Origin of the sequence: Lacticaseibacillus hegangensis, from assembly GCF_003946465.1 — a bacterium.
GTDB lineage: Bacteria > Bacillota > Bacilli > Lactobacillales > Lactobacillaceae > Lacticaseibacillus > Lacticaseibacillus hegangensis.
Genome location: NZ_RHOL01000012.1, coordinates 39,352 through 53,019, shown reverse-complemented (window position 1 = coordinate 53,019; position 13,668 = coordinate 39,352). Strand labels below are relative to the sequence as shown.

At 58.5% G+C, this 13,668-nt stretch carries 12 protein-coding genes; 5 read left to right on the top strand and 7 right to left on the bottom strand.

The features are described from left to right. The first annotated feature begins 54 nt into the window (after positions 1-54). Both EKM86_RS05080 and EKM86_RS05075 read left to right on the top strand, forming a co-directional pair. The gene (locus EKM86_RS05080; RefSeq protein WP_125755694.1) at positions 55-2,022 is read left to right on the top strand and encodes an elongation factor G; all 1,968 of its coding nucleotides are present in this window, start codon (positions 55-57) and stop codon (positions 2,020-2,022) included. Positions 2,023-2,047: 25 nt separating this feature from the next. After that, complete coding sequence (locus tag EKM86_RS05075; protein ID WP_125755742.1) at positions 2,048-3,199, top strand: DUF2075 domain-containing protein; 1,152 nt, start codon at positions 2,048-2,050, stop codon at positions 3,197-3,199. Positions 3,200-3,213: 14 nt separating this feature from the next. Here the strand turns inward: EKM86_RS05075 and EKM86_RS05070 are convergent, their stop codons facing one another. From EKM86_RS05070 to EKM86_RS05055, 4 genes are all read right to left on the bottom strand, one after another. Next, the gene (locus tag EKM86_RS05070; protein WP_225419355.1) at positions 3,214-3,801 is read right to left on the bottom strand and encodes a YdeI/OmpD-associated family protein; all 588 of its coding nucleotides are present in this window, start codon (positions 3,799-3,801) and stop codon (positions 3,214-3,216) included. Continuing rightward, positions 3,794-4,669 carry an AAA family ATPase gene (locus tag EKM86_RS05065; protein WP_125755692.1) on the bottom strand — a complete coding sequence of 292 codons (876 nt, stop codon included), beginning with the start codon at positions 4,667-4,669 and terminating at the stop codon, positions 3,794-3,796. Before EKM86_RS05065 ends, EKM86_RS05070 begins: the two co-directional genes overlap by 8 nt. Before the next feature lie 104 nt (positions 4,670-4,773). Then, entirely contained in the window at positions 4,774-5,703 is a 930-nt protein-coding gene (locus tag EKM86_RS05060) for a DUF7916 family protein (RefSeq protein WP_125755690.1), read from the bottom strand. Positions 5,704-5,739: 36 nt separating this feature from the next. Next, the gene (locus tag EKM86_RS05055; protein ID WP_125755688.1) at positions 5,740-7,086 is read right to left on the bottom strand and encodes a PTS sugar transporter subunit IIC; all 1,347 of its coding nucleotides are present in this window, start codon (positions 7,084-7,086) and stop codon (positions 5,740-5,742) included. 226 nt (positions 7,087-7,312) lie between these two features. On the opposite strand from EKM86_RS05055, the gene EKM86_RS05050 reads away from it, so the two are divergent. Beyond that, entirely contained in the window at positions 7,313-8,503 is a 1,191-nt protein-coding gene (locus EKM86_RS05050) for an ROK family transcriptional regulator (protein ID WP_125755686.1), read from the top strand. Positions 8,504-8,631: 128 nt separating this feature from the next. Here the strand turns inward: EKM86_RS05050 and EKM86_RS05045 are convergent, their stop codons facing one another. Then, on the bottom strand, positions 8,632-9,981 hold the full coding sequence (locus EKM86_RS05045; RefSeq protein ID WP_125755684.1) for a PTS sugar transporter subunit IIC: 1,350 nt from the start codon (positions 9,979-9,981) through the stop codon (positions 8,632-8,634). 196 nt (positions 9,982-10,177) lie between these two features. After that, positions 10,178-10,300: a hypothetical protein gene (locus EKM86_RS12560; RefSeq protein ID WP_263853473.1), complete on the bottom strand. Its 123-nt coding sequence runs from the start codon at positions 10,298-10,300 to the stop codon at positions 10,178-10,180. Positions 10,301-10,510: 210 nt separating this feature from the next. On the opposite strand from EKM86_RS12560, the gene pepI reads away from it, so the two are divergent. Both pepI and EKM86_RS05035 read left to right on the top strand, forming a co-directional pair. After that, entirely contained in the window at positions 10,511-11,389 is an 879-nt protein-coding gene (gene pepI / locus EKM86_RS05040; protein WP_125755683.1) for a proline iminopeptidase, read from the top strand. 21 nt (positions 11,390-11,410) lie between these two features. Then, positions 11,411-12,163, top strand: coding sequence for an NADPH-dependent oxidoreductase (locus EKM86_RS05035; RefSeq protein WP_125755681.1), 753 nt, complete (start codon positions 11,411-11,413; stop codon positions 12,161-12,163). A 56-nt stretch (positions 12,164-12,219) separates the two neighbouring features. Here the strand turns inward: EKM86_RS05035 and EKM86_RS05030 are convergent, their stop codons facing one another. Further along, positions 12,220-13,590, bottom strand: coding sequence for an FAD-dependent oxidoreductase (locus EKM86_RS05030; protein WP_125755679.1), 1,371 nt, complete (start codon positions 13,588-13,590; stop codon positions 12,220-12,222). Between the last annotated feature and the right edge of the window lie 78 nt (positions 13,591-13,668).

Sequence of the window (13,668 nt, the reverse complement as noted above, 5' to 3'; positions counted from 1 at the left end):
TCCTTTCCTTGCGCTAAAATGAGATTACGCATTTCAACTCGGAGGCAGCTAGCCATGAAAAAAATTACCGCCGGCATCATCGCCCATGTGGATGCCGGGAAAACGACGCTGTCAGAAGCGCTTCTATACAAAACCGGTGCGTTGCGCCAGCTTGGCCGCGTCGATAACGGGGACGCCTTTTTGGACTCCGACGCGCTGGAAAAAGCGCGCGGGATCACGATTTTTTCGCACGAGGCGAAGCTTCAATACCAGGACCTGGAACTGACGCTCTTGGACACCCCGGGGCACGTGGATTTTGCCAGTGCGACCGAGCAGGTGCTGTCCGTGCTGGATGACGCGGTGCTGGTGGTTTCAGCAACCGATGGCATTCCCGGCTACACGCGCACATTATGGCGGCTTTTGGCGCGCTACCAGGTGCCGGCGTTCATTTTCGTGAACAAAATGGACGTGCCAGGTGCGGACCAGGCCGCGGTACTGGATCAGGTGCAAGGCGCGTTCGGGGAAGGCTGCATCGCTTTTGCCGACCTGAACCAGGACCGGCAGGAGGCCATTGCCCTGCAGGACGACGCGGCGCTGGACGAGTTTTCGACTGTTGGCCAGCTGGCGGATGCCACAATTCAGCGGTTAATTGCCGCTCGCAAGGTGACGCCGGTGTACTTCGGCTCGGGTCTGAAACTGCAGGGCATTGATGACCTGCTTGCCGGGCTTGAGCGCTGGACCCAGCCGCTGCGGCCGACCGCCGACTTTGGGGCGCGCGTGTTCAAAATTTCTCACGACGACAAAGGCGAGCGGCTGACCTGGCTGCGCGTCACCGGGGGCAGTCTGAAGCCCAAGCAGGTGCTGCTCGGCGAGCAAAAAGCGAACCAGCTGCGGCTTTATAACGGGGAAAAATTCTCGGTGGTGCAGGAAGTGAGTGCCGGCCAGGTTTGCGCGATCCCTGGCCTTAAGGACACCCACCCCGGGCTTGGTCTGGGCGCTGAGCCGGACGCCCAGGCGCCGCTGATGGCGCCGGTGATGACCTACAAGCTGGCGCCCCTTGCGGAAGACCCGCGGGCGTGTCTCACCGCGCTGCGGCAGCTGGAAGACGAAGACCCGGCGCTGAAGGTGACTTGGTCGGAGCAGCTGCAGGAGCTGCGCGTGTCGATCATGGGCAAGGTGCAGCTGGAGATCTTGACCCAGCTGCTGGCCCAGCGCTTTGACCTGCACGTCGCGTTTGGCACCGGCAGCATTTTGTACCGGGAGACCATCACTCAGGCCGTCGAAGGGGTCGGCCACTTTGAGCCGCTGCGCCACTACGCCGAGGTGCACCTGCTGATGCAGCCGGCGCCGCGCGGCAGCGGCATGACCTACGCGAGCGACTTGCCGGTTGAAGCCCTGAGCAAAAACTGGCAGCACCTGGTCCTGGCCAACTTGAAGGCCAAGCAGCACATTGGGGTGCTCACCGGCTCGCCGTTGACCGACGTGAAAATTACGCTGGTGGGCGGGCGCGGCAGCAACGTCCACACCGTGGGCGGCGATTTTCGCGAGGCCACCTGGCGCGCCGTGCGGCAAGGTCTGATGGAACTGAAGCAAACTGGCGGCGACCTGCTGCTGGAGCCGTGGTACAGTTTTCGGCTGGCGGTCGCGCAAGACCAGGTGGGGCGCGCCATGGCCGACGTCGACCGCATGGCCGGCACGGTGGACCCGCCCACCGTCCCGGACCGCAATGGCACTGTGACGCTGACCGGTTTTGCACCGGTTGCGGCCATGCAGGACTATGGCCAAACCGTCAGCACCTACACCCATGGTCAGGGCCAGCTGGAGCTGCTGGTGGCGGGCTACCGGCCGTGCCACAACGCGGCGGATGTGATCAAGGCCATTGGCTATTCGGAGATCGGCGACACCGACAACTTGCCGGGCTCGGTTTTCTGCGCGCACGGCGCCGGGTACCCGGTGGCGTGGCAGGACGTGCCGGCGGCGGCCCATGTGCCGTACCGGTACACACCGGCGGAACTGGCCGCCATGACGGGAAAGAAGGACTAGTTTGACGCTCGCAGAATCAACATTCATGCTGCCAGAGCAGGCGCAGCTGACTGGCGAACAGCAAACCATTCAGCAACAGGTGCTGGCCTTTATTGCCGCGCACCGCCGCGACTCAAAAGCCGCCGTGTTCGTGCTCGAAGGCGACGCCGGCACGGGCAAAAGTGCGCTGCTCAGTGCCGTGTTCAGTGCCATGCAAAAGCAGGCCCGAACCGCTAAGGGCGCGCTTGCCGGCACCACCAATCGGCTGCTGGTCAACCACAACGAAATGCTGAAGATTTACTGGGAGGTGGCCAGTCAGGCCAAGTGGCTGCACAAGGCCGATTTTCTAAAACCGACGCCGTTTATCAACGCTGGCAAAAGGGCGGATGTCGTGTTCATCGACGAGGCCCAGCTGCTGCTGAGCCAGCCCGATCCGTTCAACCGGTTCCGCCAAACCAACCAGCTCATCGAGATCTTAAAACTGGCCCACGTGGTCGTGCTGGTCTTGGACTTGCACCAGGTCACCAAGTTGAAAAGTTTGTGGACCCCGGCGATGATCAAGCAAACGCTGGCCGGCCATGTCGTCCAGCGGGTGCAGCTGACGGGGCAATTGCGGATGCAGTCCCCAGCTGTCGCGGCGTGGGTCGACGCCTTTGCCTCTGGGCGTTTGCTGAAGCTGCCGCATCCGGCCAACTACCAGCTGCGCGTGTTTGACGATGGGGTGCTCTTGTACGACTGGATCAAGCAGATGGATCGCCAGCACGGCCTGGCGCGGCTGCTGGCGACGGCGGATTTCCCGTTTCGCGTGTACACGAAGGAGCCGTGGTACGTGCAGGCCGGTAAGCTGCGGTTGCCGTGGGACCGGGTCAATTTCACCGACCGTCCCTGGGCCAGCCAGCCGCAAACGATTAATGAGGTCGGCTCGATTTACACGATTCAGGGCTTTGACCTCAATTACGCCGGGGTAATCCTGGGACCGAGCGTTGATTACGACGCGAAAACGGACCGGATCACGATCGACCCGGCCCGCTTCGAGGACCAAACAGCGTTTCGGCGGCGGCCCGATGGGACTGATTCGGCGGCCGACCGCACGGCGATTATTTTTGATGTGATCAACATTTTGCTCAAACGTGGCCGCATGGGGCTGGGCCTGTACGCCGTGAATGCGGCGCTGCGCCAGCGGCTGCTGGCATTATAAGGCGATTGGCCTGGTCATTCCTGCTTCTTGCGAGGGTGCCAGGCCATTTTCATGTAGACATTGCCGGCCTTGAGTTCGGCCAGCATCTGGGCCTGGCGCTTGGCGCGAGTCGCCGGCCGCTTGGCCTGAGCGATCCAGTTGAGGTAATCGGTGCGCTGGTAGGGCGGCCGGGAAGCAAACGCCTTACTGAGGCCGGCTTCGGTCAGTGCATCGGCAATCGCTGGTGGGACGGGCACTGCCGGCCGCCGCTTGGGTGCCGCCGGTGCCGCCCCGTTTAGGCGCAAAGTCACCAGCTCAGCGATCAAGGCTTCAGGCAGTGGCTGATCGAAGGCGAAGCGGATCGCGCCCTTGGAGTGCGGGTACGCCGCAATTTTGGCTTGGTCGATTGCGGACAGCGGCCCACTGGTCGGATAAAGCGCGATATCGTGGGCGTTGGCGCCGAAGTACACCAGATCACGGCCTTCCTCGTAAAAGGTCGGTTTGGCGTAGCTGATTTTCTCCTGGGCGGTTGGCAGCAGCGTTTTTAACAGCTGGTACATGGCCCGCAGCTGCGGCTGGGCGTTCGAGGCAGCCTGGTCAATGTAATCGGTAATTTCAGTCATGGCGAGGCTCCTTTTTGAATTCAGCCGCGTGCGCTGCGAAAAACTGGGCATAGGTCTGCACTTCCGGCAGGTCCTGCCAGCGCGCCGGGGCGACCGGCACCTGGTCCAGGTCGTAGATCTTGGCGTGCGGCAGCGCCAGCAGGAACGGCGAGTGGGTGGCGATCACGAACTGATTGCCGAAAAAGCGGGCACGGTCCGCGAGGTCGGCGGCCAGCTTTTGCTGGTTGGCCGGCGACAGCGAGTTCTCCGGTTCATCGAGCAGGTAGAGCCGCTCGTCCTGCAGCTTGTCTTGGAAGAATTGCAGGGCGCTTTCGCCGTTGGAGAACTCACGGGCGTTTTTGGCCAGGTTGTCGCGCACGTAGCGAGACTGGGTCTTGCTGCGGGCCTCCAGCACTTTCTTCAGTTCATCGTAGTCGCTGAGGTCGTGGTACTGAAAACTGGCGAACTTGTTGTCCAGATAGTCGTCGAACATGTCATCGCGGCGCCGGTCGATCCGCTGGTTCAACGCGCGGGTGTTCAGCATGGCGTCGAACACTTCGTCGGACGAGATAATCGCGGACCCGTCCGGGATTGGGGCGGCGAGGTCAAAATTGCACAGCGCCAAGTAATCGGCCTCAAAGCTCGAGCGGTTGTAGAGCGTGCCGCGCGCCAGGCCCAGTTTTTCGGCGATCACGTTCAGCAGCGTCGATTTGCCCGAGCCGTTGTCGCCGTAGAAAATTGTGATGGGTTCAAAAGTCAGCTCCGGCACGTGCTTTTGCGGGAATATCTGGAAAGGGTAGTAGGTTGAGTACGCCCGTGATTTTTGTTTGATGAAAAAGTTCCACTCCGCGTCCTCATCGGGCAGGGTGAACGTGCTCAGAAAAGTCATGGGCGCACCTCCTTTGGGGCAATTGTACCCAGTCAAGGGCCGGCGTGACAATAAAAAAACAGCGGCGCATGATCATTGCGTCACTGTTTGATGAGAAGTTTAGATTAGCGGTTGATTGACCGGGCCATGCGGGCGATCGCGTGGCGGGTACCACGGATGGCCTTGCTCAGTGGGTAGATGGTTTCGGTTGGCGGCACCACGCCCCAGCCGGCATCGCCGATGTGCTGGATGTCGACCCCGTCGATCTTGTTGCGGATCGCGACGGACTCAATGTAGCTGGCCCCGGAGCCTTCTTGCGAAGTCCCGATGGTGCTCATGACCAGCGCGCCATTGGCGTGGGCCAGCTTGACAATCTTCTTGATCTCATCATCGTCCAAACCAGGCACAGTGCCGACTGCAGGCACCAGAATGACGTCGGCTCCGGCGTCCAGGAAGGACTGGGTGGCTTCCACGGAAACAACCGGCTCATTGACGCCAGCGCCGTGCATCTTGCCGGCGATGATCAGGCCCTTGAAGACTTTCTTGGCGACCTTGATGTTCGCGGCGATTTGGGCGTTAGTGACGCCAGTGCCGGGATTACCGGTCAGGCAGACAAAGTTGAAGCCAAGGCGCTGAACCTCAGTCAGGGTCTTCTCGGAAGCCATGCGGCCCTCGGGAATGACCAAGCGGGTCTCAGCCATGTCGGCGTTGGGGTCGACTGGCTCCAAGTTGACGCCGATCGGGCGCCCGACCAGTTTCTGCAGGCGGTGAATGCTTTCCCCGTCGTGGTGCGGCTCGGCAGTCGAGAGGTCATTTTCGCCGGGATAGAGGCCCAGAATGATGGGATTCAGGACGTCCATGCCGTTGAGCAGGATCAGGTCGGCGCCAAACGCGGCGGCGACTTCGGAGTATGTGATGCCGTCCTGCAGTGGGGTGAGCACGACATTTTCGGACAACACGGTGCGGCCTTCGGAGGCCTTGATGCTTTGCTTGAGCTCGGCCCCGTTCATGGCGAGGACTTCGCTGGTGGTGGTACTGATCAAACGTTTAACCATGAGAAACTTCCTTTCACATTAACTTGATAGTGGTTCTTAAGCAGCGTCCTGCTCTGCCCCAGCCTCTTCAACCTTTTGGACCCGGTTGACCGTAATTAGGAACGGCAGGTAAATCAAGACATCGATTGCAATATTGAAGAGCTGGATCAGTGAGCCCGACAGACTGTTGGTGGTCAAGAAGCCGGAAATTAAAGGCGGCATGGTCCACGACACCATCGTCCCAGTCGTAAGTGGGACGATACCAGTCGCCATGACGAAGTATGTCGTCAGGGTGTTCCACATCGGCGCGAGAATGAAGGGGATGATCAGGGTCGTGTTGAGCACGATCGGCATCCCAAACATGGTCGGTTCGTTAATGTTGAACAGACCCGGGACAATGGTCAACGGTGCCAGAGCTTCCAGCTGTTTGCTGGAGCGGTGCATGAGTACCAGAATCCCGATTCCAAGGACAAGGCCGATGGTGGCACCGCCGCCGCCCATGAAGACGAAGTTGTCGACAAAGGGCTCGGTAATAATATGTGCACCATGCGCCAGGGTCAGCTTGCCGGCCTGGGCCAGTTTTAAGTTAGCCCCAGAGTTCATCAGCCAAACCGGTTGGATGATGTTGTCCACGACATTGGCCCCATGAATCCCGACAAACCAAAACGCACTGTTTAGGAAGGTGATGACCAGGGTGCCGCCCAGCGTATCACCGAGCAGACCCAGTGGCTTGGATAGGATGTGCATGATCAGCAGGTGAATGTTACCCAACCCGGTCCAGGCGAAGATTGCATAAACAACGCCCCAGAGCGCGATGATGGCAAAGCCGGGGATCAACGCAGAGAAGCTCTTGCCAATGGCAGGCGGAACGGTGTCAGGCATGTGGACCTGAATATCGTGGTTGATGAACCACTGGAACAACCAGCCACTGACGAGACCAATCAGAATGCCGACGAACAGGCCTTTAGAGCCCAAAAAATCGTATGGCATACCTTCCGCGGGGACCTTTGCCCCAGTGAAAATGCTTGGGGTGACGACGAAGAACGAGGCCACCGCGATGATGCCAGCCGACTTCCCGTCAGTTTTATACTGCTCCGCGTAGCTGGCCGCGATGCCGAAGCACCCAATCAGCCCCAGCAGGCCAAACGACCCGTTGGTGATTTTTGCAAACACCGATGCCAGCGTCACGCCGTGCATGGTGACGCTGGCGATCCAGGCCGTCCAGGCCGCAACTGGGAAGTTGGCGAGGATCATGAAGAACGATCCGACGATGATCAGTGGAATGGTGGTGGTGATCCCATCACGTACCGCAATCAGTGGCTTGAACTGACTTAACTTAGTGGCAACCGGCATCAGGTATTTCTCAACAGCGCCGGTAAAGCCGCCTTCTTTTGAATCAGCCATGGTGCATTCCTCCTTTGAAGACGGCGCTTAATATCACCGCCTTCGACACTAAATAATGGCATTTATCGCAACACGGCGGGCCCGTCCGAGTTGACCGCACCTCATTACGGTTCAAGAATAAACAATAATTTATAAATAGTCAACCGCTTTCACAGCAAAAAATCCTATTCATTGGTTATTATTTATAATAAATGCTATACTCAGTTAAGGAAGACAAGGAGGGCTGATGATGACGAAAAAGCAGTTGCGCCTGCAACAGGAGATTCTTAAACAGCTATACACTCGCGGACCAATTTCGCGTAGTGATATCGTTAAACAGACCGGGATCACGCCGGCGACCACCAGCGCGATGACCGCGGAGCTGCTGAGCGAGGGCATAATTCACGAGGCTGGTGAAGCGGCCAGCGGCGGCCCGGCCGGCCGACGCAAGATTCTGCTAGAGGTAGCGCCGGGTGGGCCGAAATTTCTTGGGCTTGAACTCACGGCCTCCAATTACACTTTGTGCATCATCGATCGGTTGGGGCGGGTGTATGCCACCCGTGCCCGGCAGACGCCGCGTGACTATGACCTGACTTTTCTGGATCCCACTGCGATTGTCGCTGACATCAAGGATTTTCTCGCCGCGCATCCCGAGTGGCCGATTACGGCAATTGGCGTCGCAGTGCCGGGGCACTACTTGGCCGGCCAGGAATTTATTGTTTCCGCCAATCCGACTTGGCGCCATTTCAGCCTGCACCCTCTCAATGAGGCGTTCAAAGACACGCCCATCTACTATGAAAATAACGTTCACTGCATGACGGTGGCTGAGCAGCTGATCGGGGCGGATAAGAGCGGCGTTAACTTCACGTTTTTGCACGTCGCCCGTGGGGTTTTTTGTTCCACGGTTTATAATGGCCGGCTTTACGGCCGAGAAAACTTCGCCAACGGTGAAATCGCCCACATGATTGTTGATCCCAATGGCGAGCTTTGCGACTGCGGCCGGCGCGGCTGCCTTCAAACAACTGCAAGCCACGAGTGGCTGGTCAAAAAGGCCAAGTTGCTATACGAAAATGCCAGTTCCACCTACCTGCGCCAGTTGGTCAACGACCCTGCGGACATCCACATGGACACGGTGTTCAAGGCCTTTCAAATGGGCGATCAGGGCGTAGTGACCATGCTGCGGCAGGCAATCGAATCACTGGCCGTGACTTTGAACACCCTCGCCTTAGTGATTGACGCCAAGCGCATCGTGCTGCATGGTCAGCTGTTTGACCAGCCTCAACTGCTGGCGCTATTTCAAAAGACGCTAGTTGAAAATCAGTTTCAGCTGACCTCGGTGCAGCCGCAAAATGTGACCGTGAAGCCCTTTGGCCCAACCGATGGGGCAATTGGCGGCGGCATGCTCGCGGTCGCGTACCAGTTGCTTGGCGAGGTCTGATTTCAAAGTGGCGGGCAAAGCTGCAAGTCGCTTTGCGAAAAACGGGAATGCTCGGTCGGACGTCGTTGAAGACGCTGATTGAACCGGGCGCTCCCGTTTTATTTGGCTAACTGACCAAGACAGCTTGACTAGGCGGCGTCTTCCGCAGCCTGGCCAGCCTCTTCGATTTTTTGCGACTTGTTGACGACCAGCAGGAATGGCAGATAGATCAGCGTGTCGATGACGATGTTAAAAATCTGGATCAATGCGCCGGCAAAACTGTTGGTGGTCAAAAAGCCCGAAATGATTGGCGGCATGGTCCATGACACCATGGTTCCGGTCGTCAGCGGCACCAGGCCGGTGGCCATGACGATGTACGTGGTCAGCGTGTTCCACATCGGCGCGAGGATGAAGGGGATGATCAGCGTCATGTTCAACACGATCGGCATCCCGAACATGGTCGGTTCATTGATGTTGAACAGACCAGGCACGATGGTCAACGGCGCCAGTGTTTCCAGCTGCTTGCTGGAGCGGTGCATGAGCACCAAGATCCCGATGCCAAGGACCAATCCCAGTGTAGCACCGCCGCCGCCCATGAAGACAAAATTGTCGATGAACGGTTCGGTGATGATGTGGGCGCCGTGGTCGAGCGACAGCTTACCGGCCTGGGCGAGCTTCAGGTTGGCGCCGGAGTTCATCAGCCACACCGGCTGGATCATGTTGTTGACCACGTTAGCGCCGTGAATGCCGACGAACCAGAAGGCACTGTTCAGGAACGTGATGACCAGGGTGCCGCCCAGGGTATCGCCGAGCAGCCCCAGCGGTTTTGACAACACGTGCATGATGAGCAAGTGAATGTTGCCCATCCCGGTCCAGGAAAACAGCGCGTAAACTGCGCCAAATAGGGTGATAATGGCAAAACCTGGAATCAGCGCAGAGAAACTTTTCCCGATAGCCGGCGGCACGGAATCAGGCATGTGGATCTGGACGTCGTGGTTGATGAACCACTGGAAAATCCCGCCGGCGAGAAGGCCGATGATGATGCCGACGAACAGGCCCTTGGAGCCCAAAAAGTCGTACGGCATGCCCTCGGCCGGCGCCTTGCCTCCGGTGAAAATGCTGGGGGTGACGACAAAGTAGGACGCGACGGCGATAATGCCGGCCGACTTGCCGTCCGTATTGTGCTGCTCGGCGTAACTAGACGCGATGCCAAAGCAACCGATCAGGCCCAGCAACCCGAATGACCCGTTGGTGATCTTGGTAAAAATCGAGAGCAGGGCCACGCCGTGCATGCTGACGCTGCCGATCCAGGCGGTCCAGGCCGCGACTGGAAAATTCGCCAGAATCATGAAGAATGACCCGACGATAATCAAGGGAATCGTGGTGGTGATCCCATCGCGAATCGCGATGAGTGGTTTGAAGCGACTAAGGGTGGTGGCGACCGGCATCAGATACTTTTCAATGATGCCGGAGACGCCGCCTTTCTTTGAATCAGCCATAGATAATTCCTCCTTTAACGCCGGCGCTAGCGCCTGGCGTCATCCTCCCAACAATGAATAGTGTGGTCTCGCAGTGCTCCCCCGTAACTCGATCACTGTTGATCACAACTTAAGCCTAAAACAATAAATTCTCGGTAGTCAATCAATCGCACTGCCAACGGTTTTGTTATTATTAAGGCTATTATAAATATTGTTATTATTGCCACTGATAAGGCTGCTTGGTCAGCTCTTCTGATGACAAGGGGAGTACCCAATCGGTGGCGAGGACGGTCGACGCCGAAGCATTGACCGACAAATTGACGTCGCTGTTAGGTTTCATCTGCAGGGGCCTCCCACCAGGTGCTAGACCAATTTTAATAACTCGTTCAATATACCGCCATGAAAACAGATGGCAATAGATTATGTCAGATTTTCTGACACCAGGACCAATTTTTATTTGCGAGTCATTAGCGCCGCATTCGGCTTTTACACGCACGACGGATAAGGCCTATAATGACGCTTATAAAGCGAAGAAAAGAAGGCATCTCCCATGAAAATCGAAGAAGGCTACATGCCGTTTCACGGCTACAAAACGTACTACCGCATTGTCGGCGAAAAGACGCCAGGCAAGGCGCCGCTGCTGCTGATCCACGGCGGCCCAGGCTCCTCGCACAACTACTTTGAGCTGATGGATGACTACGCCGAAACCGGCCGGCAGCTGATCATGTACGACCAGGTCGGCTGCGGCAAGTCATCGCTGCCGGAGGACGAAAGCCTCTACGTTCGCGAAACCTGGCGCGAAGAACTCGTCGCGCTGCGCGAGTACCTGCACCTCGACGAGATCCACATGCTGGGCCAGTCGTGGGGCGGGATGCTGGAAATGTACTACCTGACCACGCTGGATCCCAAGGGCATCAAGTCCGTGATGATCGATGGCTCGCCGTCGTCCATTAAGCTCTGGATCAAGGAGCAGCACCGGCTGATCTCCTACCTGTCCTACGAGGACCGCACCGCGATTGCCGAGGCCGAGCGCACTGGCGACTTCACCAGTCCGAAGTACCTGGCCGCCAACGACCGCTACATGGAGCGCTATTGCTGGGACGACCCAACACCGGACTCCCCGGAGCCGCTGCGCCGGCCGACCAACGGCAAGCGCGCGAGCCTGATTGCGGAAGGCCCGAACGAATTCACCGAAAACGGCACAATTTCCGACTTTGAAGTGACCGATGACCTGCACAAGATTCACGTGCCAGTATTGGTCACGAACGGCACCGATGATCTCTGCACACCGTTGATCGCCAAAACCGTCTACGATCACATTCCAGGCGCCAAGTGGCACTTGTTTGCCAACTCCCGGCACCTGGCACTGCTCGACCAGCACGACGAGTTCATTTCCGTGCTGGACCAGTGGCTGAACGCGCATGACTAATCATGCCAGAGGGACAAAACCATGAGCGAACCGCTAAATGACACCATCAACCGGCAACTTCAGCATCGCACCATCCGTTACTTTACAGATGCGCCGGTGTCGCAGGAGACCTTGACCCAGCTGGTCGCCGTCGCCCAGCACACCGCGACCTCGCATTATTTGCAAAGCTTTTCGGTGCTCTCGATCACAGATCGGCACCTGCGCGGCCAGATTGCGGCGATCGCCAAGCAGCCGTACATCAATCAAAATGGGCACCTGTTTATTTTTGTTGCCGACCAGCACCGTGCGGCAGTGATCGCCAAGCAGGCCGGTGTTTCGCAGACCCACCTCGGGTCGACCGATAAGTTTATTCAGGCGGTGTCCGACGCTGTGCTGGCCGCGCAAAACGTGGTGAACGCCGCCGAAAGCTTGGGTCTGGGCACGGTGCTGCTCGGCAGTATCCTGAACGACCCGCGGCAGCTGATTTCGCTGCTGGGACTGCCGCAGCTGACCTTCCCGGTGCTGGGCCTGATCGTCGGCCACCCGGCGCAGGCTCCGCAGGCAAAGCCGCGACTGCCGGAAGCGGCCGTGCATTTTGAGAATCGGTACGCGCTGCCAGAGCCACTGGCGCTGGCGGATTATGATCAGGTCATTCACAACTACTATGCGACCCGCGACACCAACCGGCGCGAGGAGACCTTCACGGCGCGTATTGCGCGATTTGCGCAGGTTCTGCCGGAAAAGCGCGGCGAGCTGCAGGCGGCAATTCGTGAGCAAGGATTTCTAGCAGATTAAACTGCGCAAAAGCGGCGTCGGAAAATTTTCCGACGCCGCTTTTGACGTGCCTCAACTCATTCCGCTATCGCAGTGGTTTTACGCAGCAACGCCGCCTGGGCCGCGACGTTGATAATGTGCCACGGCCGGTCGAACCCCGGTTGAAAGAAAAAGTCGGCGTAGGCGAGGTCGCTCAGGGTCATTTTGCCTTGAATGGCCAGGCTGATGGCGTTGATGTTGCCCGTGACATCGACCTTGGACATGATCTGTGCGCCTAAAATGCGCTGGCTATCCGCCGCGTAGGTCAGCTTGAAGTACACCGGCGCGTTGCCCGCAGCCTCTGGGACAAACGGCGGCCGCGCGGTGTCTTCCACGTAGATGGATTTAATGGCGATGCCAAGCTGGTCTGCGGTGCCCGCCTTTACGCCGGTGCTGGCAAAGTGGTAGTCAAACACCGACAGCGCTGAGGCGCCTGAGACAGCCGGCATTTTCATGGGCTGGCCGAGAATATTTTTGGCCGCCGTCCGGCCCTGCCGGCGCGCCACTGTCGCCAGCGCGATGCGTTGTTTGCCCCCGACCGGGGCGTAGGGTGCGAGGGTGGCATCGCCCACGGCGTAAACGTCTGTCGCTGAGGTTTGCTGGTAGTCGTTCACCTTGATCAAGCCCTTGGCGTCAAGGTCGACGGCGCCTTTCAACCAGTGGGTGGCCGGCTTGATTCCGGCGGAGAGAATCACTAGGTCAGCGGGAAACTCCGCCTGATCCGTGAGCACACCGGAGACTTGCCCGTCCTTACCGGTGAATTCCTCCACACTTTGCCCCATGGCGGGGGTGATGCCGTGTGCCACCAGGGTTGCCGTCAGTCGGGTCGTAAATTCCTCGTCGAGGTAAAGCTGCAAGGCACGCGGCAAAATGTCAATCAAGGTGACATGCTTGCCGGCTTTGGCAAACACCTCCGCGGCCTCGACCCCAATGTAGCCGGCGCCAATCACGACGACATTCGCCACATCCGGGTCCACAGTTTTGGCCTTCAACCGGATCGCCCAGTCGCGGCCGCGCATGGCGTAAACGTTGGCAAGCGCTGCACCGGGCACGGCCAGTTTTGCCGGCTCGGCCCCGACCGCCAGGACCAGCTGGTCGTAGTGCTCGGTGCGGGTGGTGTCCTTGGTCAAGTCGTGCACTGTGACTTCGTGCTGCAGTGGCGCCACTGCTGTGATCTCCTGGCGCACGAAGACGTCGACGCCCTTGGCCCGAGCGCTGTCTGGGGTGGCGTAGCGAACATCATTCACGTTTTTCACGACGCCTTCCAGGTACAGCTGCATGCCGCAGGAGAGAAATGAGATAAAGTCCCCTTTTTCGTACCACTGGATCTCGGTTTCCGGCGCTTCTTGCAAGATGCCGCGCACCGCCTCGTATCCGCCGTGGGAAGAACCAACTACGATCACTTTCATCTGTTGAACCATCCTTTTTGATTGCTGGCGATTAAAACAGCCACAACCAGTTTGATGATTTCAGCATATCATAAGGAT